This is a genomic window from Caulobacter sp. AP07 (assembly GCF_000281955.1).
GTDB lineage: Bacteria > Pseudomonadota > Alphaproteobacteria > Caulobacterales > Caulobacteraceae > Caulobacter.
Genome location: NZ_AKKF01000251.1, coordinates 1 through 7,318, shown reverse-complemented (window position 1 = coordinate 7,318; position 7,318 = coordinate 1). Strand labels below are relative to the sequence as shown.

Below are 7,318 nucleotides of genomic sequence, written 5' to 3'. Positions count from 1 at the left end.
ACCTCTCACCCTCCCACCGCCTGCGGCGGCGGGCCCCTCCCTCTCTCCATGAGAGAGGGGTTTTTTGCCGCGCCCCGCTCGTGACGGGCGATCGGGTCGGCTGGCGATCACGCCAGCCCTGAGAACGTTTCTCAACAAGGGCGGTCGCGTTGACACCGGGGGTGTCGCGCTTAAAAGCATCCCGCAACGCACAAAGCCAAAGGGTTGGACGTTTTCATGACCGACACCAGCGGGGGACTTCCCGAGCGCCCACTGTCGCCACACCTGCAGGTCTGGCGCTGGCACATCACCATGGCCTGCTCGATCCTGCACCGGGGCAGCGTGATGGCCCTCTATGTCGGCGCGCTGCTGCTGGCCGGCTGGGCGCTGTCGCTGGCCTCGGGGCCTGACGCCTACGCCTGCTACACCGGCCTGCTGGGCTCGCTGCTGGGCAAGCTGGTGCTGTTCGGCCTGACCGTCGCCCTGCTGTTCAACCTGGCCTACACCGTCCGCCAGTCCTTCTGGGACGTCGGCCACGGCTTCACGCCGAAGGTCGCCGACATGTCCGGCGCCTGCGCCATCGCCTTCGCGGTGGTCGGCGCCATCGTGGTCTGGGTGATCGCCGCCCAAACCGGAGCGCTCTGATCATGGCCAACTCGTCTTCCGCCGGTCGTTTCCGCACCGCCATCTCCCGGGCTCGCGGCCTGGGCGCCTCGCACCACGGCGTCGGCCACTTCATCACCGAGCGCGTCTCGGGCCTGGCCCTGATCCCCCTGGCCCTGTGGGGCGTGTTCGCCGGCCTGCGCCTGGCCGGGATCGGCTATGACGGAGCGATCGAGTGGGTGTCGATCCCGCTCAACACCGTGCTGCTGTGCCTGTTGCTGGTCGTCGCCCTGATCCACCTGAAGGGCGCCATCCAGCTGGTCATCGAGGACTATATCCAGGGCTTCGTGATCAAGTCGGTCCTGGTGATCGGCAACCTGTTCCTTTGCGTCCTCGGCGGCGCCGTGGGGGTCGTGGCGATCCTCAAGGTCGCCTTCACCGGAGCCTTTTGATGTCGGCCTACAAGTTCATCGACCACAAGTTCGACGTCGTCGTCGTCGGCGCCGGCGGTTCGGGCCTGCGGGCCGCGCTCGGCTGCGCCCAGGCCGGTCTGAAGACCGCCTGCGTCACCAAGGTGTTCCCGACCCGCAGCCACACGGTCGCCGCCCAGGGCGGGATCTCGGCCTCGCTGGGTAATATGGGCCAGGACGACTGGCGCTGGCACATGTTCGACACCGTCAAGGGGTCGGACTGGCTGGGCGACCAGGACGCCATCGAATATCTGACCCGCAACGCCCCGGCCGCCGTCTATGAGCTGGAGCACTGGGGCGTGCCGTTCTCGCGCACCGCCGACGGCAAGATCTACCAGCGCGCCTTCGGCGGCATGACCAAGAACTTCGGCGAAGGCCCGATCCAGCGCACCTGCGCGGCGGCCGACCGCACCGGTCACGCCATGCTGCACACGATGTACGGCCAGTCCCTGGCCCACGACACCGAGTTCTTCATCGAGTACTTCGCGCTCGACCTGATCATGGAAGACGGCGTCTGCCGGGGCGTCACCGCCTGGAAGCTGGACGACGGCACCCTGCACCGTTTCCAGGCCCAGATGGTCATTCTGGCGACCGGCGGCTACGGCCGGGCCTACTTCTCGGCCACCTCGGCCCACACCTGCACCGGCGACGGCAACGCCATGGCCCTGCGGGCCGGCCTGCCGCTGCAGGACATGGAATTCGTCCAGTTCCACCCCACCGGCATCTACGGCGCCGGCTGCCTGATCACCGAGGGCGCGCGCGGCGAGGGCGGCTACCTGACCAACTCCGAGGGCGAGCGCTTCATGGAGCGCTACGCCCCGTCCGTGAAGGACCTGGCCCCGCGCGACATGGTCAGCCGGGCCATGACCATCGAGATCCGCGAAGGCCGGGGCGTGGGTCCGAACAAGGACCACATCTTCCTGCACCTGGACCACCTGGACCCGAAGATCCTGCACGAGCGCCTGCCCGGCATCTCGGAGACCGCCAAGGTGTTCGCCGGCGTCGACGTCACCAAGGCCCCGATCCCGGTGCTGCCGACCGTGCACTACAACATGGGCGGCATCCCGACGAACTATCACGGCGAGGTCGTCACCAAGGCGGGCGACAACCCCGACCAGGTGATCCCCGGCCTGATGGCCGTGGGCGAGGCGGCCTGCGTCTCGGTGCACGGCGCCAACCGCCTGGGCTCCAACAGCCTGATCGACCTGGTGGTGTTCGGCCGCGCGGCCGCCCTGCGCTGCGCCGAGATCCTCAAGCCCCTGGCCACCCAGCCGGAGCTGAAGGACAGCATGACCGACGGCCACCTGGCCCGCTTCGACCGCTACCGCAACGCCAACGGCGCCCAGCCGACGGCCGCCCTGCGTCTGGAGATGCAGAAGGCCATGCAGGAGGACGCCGCGGTGTTCCGCACCGGCGAGAGCCTGGAAAGCGGCGTCGCGCGCCTGGCCACGGTCTGGGAAAAGGCCAAGGACATCAAGGTCAGCGACCGCGGGCTGGTGTGGAACACCGACCTGATGGAGACCCTGGAGTTCGACAACCTGATCGGCCAGGCCGTCGTGACGGTGGCCGGGGCGGTCAACCGCACCGAAAGCCGCGGCGCCCACGCCCGCGAGGACTTCTCCAGCCGCGACGACAAGGAATGGATGAAGCACACCCTGGCCTGGCTCGACCAGGGCACGGGGAAGGTGAAGATCGATTTCCGGCCGGTGCACAGCTACACCATGTCGAAAGACATCGACTACATCCCGCCCAAGCAGCGCGTGTACTGAGGGTACGATCGATGGTTCAGCTCACCCTCCCCAAGAACTCCACCGTCCAGAGCGGCAAGACCTGGCCCGCCCCCGCCGGCGCCAAGAACACCCGGTCGTTCAAGGTCTATCGCTACGATCCGGAAGACGGCCGCAACCCGCGCTGGGACACCTACGAGGTGGACCTGGACGCCTGCGGCCCGATGGTCCTGGACGCGCTGCTCTACATCAAGAACAGCATCGACCCGACCCTGGCCTTCCGCCGCTCGTGCCGTGAAGGGGTCTGCGGCTCCTGCGCCATGAACATCGGCGGCCGCAACACCCTGGCCTGCACCCACGGCCACGCCGACACTCCCGGCAAGGCCGTGCAGATCAGCCCGCTGCCCTCGCAGCCGGTGGTCAAGGACCTGATCCCCGACCTGACGCTGTTCTACGCCCAGTACGCCTCGATCGAGCCGTGGCTGCACACCGTCACGCCCGAACCGCAGGCCGAGTGGCGGCAATCGCCGGAAGACCGCGCCAAGCTGGACGGCCTCTATGAGTGCATCCTCTGCGCCTGCTGCTCGACCTCGTGCCCCAGCTACTGGTGGAACGGCGACAAGTACCTGGGCCCGGCCACCCTGCTGCACGCCTATCGCTGGCTGATCGACAGCCGCGACGAGGCCACGGGCGACCGCCTCGACGACCTCGAGGACCCGTTCAAGCTCTATCGCTGCCACACGATCATGAACTGCGCCCAGGTCTGCCCCAAGGGCCTGAACCCGGCCAAGGCGATCGCCGAGATCAAGAAGATGCTGGTCGAACGCGTCGTCTAAATTCTGCACAATGACGAGCGGCTTGCCAAAAGGTGACGCCGCCGTCATTTTTGGCGGAATGGGAGGATGTGGGCGTTGAGTGAAGCGGGTACCGGTGATCTGAATAGCCGCGTCGTCATTGTCGGCGCCGGCCACGCGGGCGGCTCGGCCGCCGCCTTCCTGCGCCAGTACGGCCATGTGGGTCCGATCGTGCTGATCGGCGACGAGCCCTTGCTGCCCTATCAGCGCCCGCCGCTGAGCAAGGCTTGGCTGAAGGGCGAGGCCGACGCCGAGAGCCTGCAGCTCAAGCCCGACAGCTGGTACGAAGAGGCCGGCGTCTCGCTGCGCCTGGGCGGCACGGTCGTCAGCCTCAATCGCGGGGCCAAGACGGTGACGCTCTCGTCGGGCGAACATCTGCCTTACGACTACCTGATCCTGGCCACCGGCGCTCGGGCCCGGGCCCTGCCGATTCCGGGCGCCGACCTGGCCGGCGTTCTAGCCCTGCGCTCGGCGGCCGACGCCGAGGCCCTGAAGGGCGCGCTGGGCCCCGGCAAGCGCCTGGCGGTGGTCGGTGGCGGCTATGTCGGCCTGGAGGCGGCGGCCTCGGCCCGCGCCCTGGGCGGCCATGTGACGATCATCGAGCGCGAGCCGCGGGTCCTGGCCCGGGTGGCCTGCGAGACCCTGTCGAACTTCTTCCAGGACTATCACGGTGCGCGCGGCGTGACCTTCGAGCTCAACGCCGGGGTCGCCGGATTCGAGGGTGCGGAGGGCCATGTCACCGGCGTCAAGCTGAGCGACGGCCAGGTGGTGGCCTGCGACGCGGCCCTGGTCGGGGTCGGGGCGATCCCCAACGAGGAACTGGCCCGCGACGCCGGCCTGGACTGCACCAACGGCGTGGTGGTGGACATCGAAGCCCGCACGGCCGACCCGTTCGTCTTCGCGATCGGCGACGTCACCCACCGGCCGCTGCCGCTCTACGACCGACAGTTCCGCCTGGAGAGCGTGCCCAACGCCCTGGAGCAGGCCAAGCAGGCCGCCGCCGCCATCGCCGGCCGGCCGATGCCGCCGCACGAGATTCCGTGGTTCTGGTCCGACCAGTACGACCTGAAACTGCAGATCGCCGGCCTGCCGTTCGACGCCGACCGCCAGGTGGTGCGCGGCGACGTGGCCGCCGCCAAGTTCGCCGTCTTCCACCTGAAGGGCGACCTGGTGCAGGCCGTCGAGGCCGTCAACGCGCCGCCCGAATTCATGGCCGGCAAGCAGCTGATCGCCAAACGCACGCCCGTCAGTATCGAGAAGCTGGCGAACCCGACGATTTCCATGAAAGAAGTAGCGGCGTAAAACGACCGTTCAAAAACGCCTTAGGGGACCCATGGCCAAGATCACCTACATCGAGCACGACGGCACCGATCATGTCATCGACGTCAAGCCGGGCCTGACGGTCATGGAAGGCGCCGTGAAGAACAACGTGCCGGGCATCGACGCCGACTGCGGCGGGGCCTGCGCCTGCGCCACCTGCCACGTCTATGTCGACGACGCCTGGCTGCCCAAGACCGGCGACAAGTCGGCGATGGAAGAGTCGATGCTGGACTTCGCCGAGAACGTCGAGCCGAACAGCCGGCTGTCGTGCCAGATCAAGGTGAGCGACGCGCTGGACGGCCTGGTGGTGCGGCTGCCGGAAAGCCAGCACTAGAAGTCCGCGCCTTCAAGAACCTCCCCCTGTGGGGGAGGCGATCGCGCAGCGATCGGAGGGGGGAGTTATAGGATCCTTGATCCTGCCAGTGGCCGAGGCCGCAGTATCCCCCCACCGGCCTTCGGCCGCCTCCCCCAGAGGGGGAGGACCTTAATAGTCCTAAAACCCGAACTCCGGCTGCGCCGCCCCGGGCTGCTGCGTCTCGGGCAGGTGGCAGGTGAAGGTCGAGCCCGCGCCGGGCTCGCTCTCCAGCGCCACCCAGCCGCCGTGCAGCTCGACCAGCGCCTTGACCAGGGCCAGGCCCAGGCCCGGGCCGCCGCGGTCGCGGCCGACGAAGCGGTCGAAGATGTGGGCCTGGACGTGGAACGGCACGCCGCGGCCGGTGTCGGAGACGTCCAGCCGCACCTCGCCCAAAGCCCGCCGCGCCGACAGGGTGACCACCCCGTCCGGCGGCGTCTGGCGCAGGGCGTTCTCGATCAGGTGGTCGAGGATCTGCGACAGGCGCTTGTGGTCGCCGCGGATCAGGCCGACGTCCTTGTCGCATTCGACCGCCAGGGTCACGCCGCCGACCTGGGCCAGCTTCAGCGAGCGCTCCTGGGCGTCGCTCATCAGCCCGGCCACCCGGATGTCCTCGATCTCCAGCGCCATCTCGCCGGCGTCGATCTGGGCCATGTCGAGCACGTCGTCGATCGAGCGGGCCAGCTGGGTGGCGGCCGAGCGCACCGAGGCCACGTGGCCCCGGCTGCGCTCCGTCAGGCCGTCGGCCCGCTCCAGCAGCTCCGAATAGCCGATGATCGTGGTCAGCGGTGTGCGCAGCTCGTAGGAGACGTTGCCGACGAAGTCGCGCTTCAGCCGCTCGGCCTCGGTGAGGGCCTGGGAGCGGTCGGCCAGGGCGGTCTGCAGGTCGCGGGTGTCGGTGACGTCGGCGAAGGCGATCAGGGTCGCCCCGTCCGGCAAGGGCCGGGACTGATAGACGATGATCCGGTTGTCGGAGGTGCGGGTCTCGCCCGAGGTCGGGGCGCGCATCTGCGGGTCGGGGTCGGCGACCCGGCCCTTCAGCTCGCGCCAGAAGCTCAGGTCGTGCAGGCGCGGCACGCACAACTCGACCACGCCCTCGAAGTCCACGGCCGCCTCCAGGGCCTGGGGCGAGACGTTCCAGAAGGTCTCGAAAGCCTCGTTGTGCAGCCGCAGCCGGCCGTCCGAGCCGAACACCGCCACGGCGTCGTTCAGCTTGTCCAGCGTGGCCTGCTGCACCTGGATCAGGGCGTTGTACTGGGCCTTCAGCCGCAGCTCGCCGGTGATGTCGGAATAGAGCAGCAGCATGCCGCCCAGCGGGTGGGGCTGGCGCACGACGCGCAGCGTGCGGCCGTCGGGCAGGTCCCACATCTCGTCGGCCTGGGGCCCGACGTCCTCGTAGCGGGCCAGTTCGGCCGCCTTCCATTTCGCGTAGTCCACCGTCTCGGGCAGGCGGCGGCGCTGGCGCAGGCGGTCCAGCACCTCGCCGTGGGTCGGCCGATCGGCCAGCCAGGCCGGCTCCAAGCCCCACAGCTCGGCGAAGGCGGTGTTGTGGAAGGCCAGGCGGCGGCTCTGGCTGAAGATCGCCACCGCGTCGGCGATGTGGTTGAGGGTCTCGTCGTGGGCCTCGACGTGCTTCTTCAGCGCGTCGCGCATGTCCTCGACCTCGGTGACGTCGCTGCTGAACACCCCGACCCCGCCACCTTCCAGCGGCTGGGCCGAGAAGCGCAGGGCGCGGCGGCGGCCGTCGATCGGCACCCAGCGGACCACCTCGCGCAGCTCGCCGGCCTTGGCGGCCTCGACGGCCAGGGCGTCGGCGGCCCGGTCGACGGTCTTGCCCTCGCGCGCCGCCTCGTCGGCCGAGCCGGCGCCGACCACGCGCAGATAGGCCGTGTTGCCCCACACCGGCCCGCCCTCGGCGTCCGAGATCCAGGCCGGCTCGACCAGGCCGTCCATGAAGGCGGCGAAGCGCGGGGCGTCGGGCAGGCCGGTCTCGTCGGCGGCCGCCGCGGCCAG

At 69.4% G+C, this 7,318-nt stretch carries 7 protein-coding genes; 6 read left to right on the top strand and 1 reads right to left on the bottom strand.

Going from position 1 to position 7,318, the window contains the following annotated elements:
• Positions 1-216: 216 nt before the first annotated feature.
• From sdhC to PMI01_RS22520, 6 genes are all read left to right on the top strand, one after another.
• Positions 217-624, top strand: a complete 408-nt coding sequence (gene sdhC, locus PMI01_RS22545) for a succinate dehydrogenase, cytochrome b556 subunit (protein ID WP_007674700.1) — start codon at positions 217-219, stop codon at positions 622-624.
• A gap of 2 nt (positions 625-626) precedes the next feature.
• Positions 627-1,034 (top strand): succinate dehydrogenase, hydrophobic membrane anchor protein, encoded by a 408-nt coding sequence (gene sdhD / locus PMI01_RS22540; RefSeq protein ID WP_007674699.1) that lies wholly within the window; start codon positions 627-629, stop codon positions 1,032-1,034.
• Entirely contained in the window at positions 1,034-2,821 is a 1,788-nt protein-coding gene (gene sdhA / locus PMI01_RS22535; protein WP_007674696.1) for a succinate dehydrogenase flavoprotein subunit, read from the top strand. Before sdhD ends, sdhA begins: the two co-directional genes overlap by 1 nt.
• Before the next feature lie 11 nt (positions 2,822-2,832).
• Complete coding sequence (locus tag PMI01_RS22530; protein WP_007674694.1) at positions 2,833-3,615, top strand: succinate dehydrogenase iron-sulfur subunit; 783 nt, start codon at positions 2,833-2,835, stop codon at positions 3,613-3,615.
• A gap of 66 nt (positions 3,616-3,681) precedes the next feature.
• On the top strand, positions 3,682-4,935 hold the full coding sequence (locus tag PMI01_RS22525) for an NAD(P)/FAD-dependent oxidoreductase (protein ID WP_007674692.1): 1,254 nt from the start codon (positions 3,682-3,684) through the stop codon (positions 4,933-4,935).
• Positions 4,936-4,966: 31 nt separating this feature from the next.
• Positions 4,967-5,287, top strand: coding sequence for a 2Fe-2S iron-sulfur cluster-binding protein (locus PMI01_RS22520; protein WP_007674689.1), 321 nt, complete (start codon positions 4,967-4,969; stop codon positions 5,285-5,287).
• 159 nt (positions 5,288-5,446) lie between these two features.
• Here the strand turns inward: PMI01_RS22520 and PMI01_RS22515 are convergent.
• On the bottom strand, positions 5,447-7,318 hold a 1,872-nt coding region (locus tag PMI01_RS22515), incomplete at its 5' end, for a cell cycle protein kinase DivL (protein WP_035037870.1).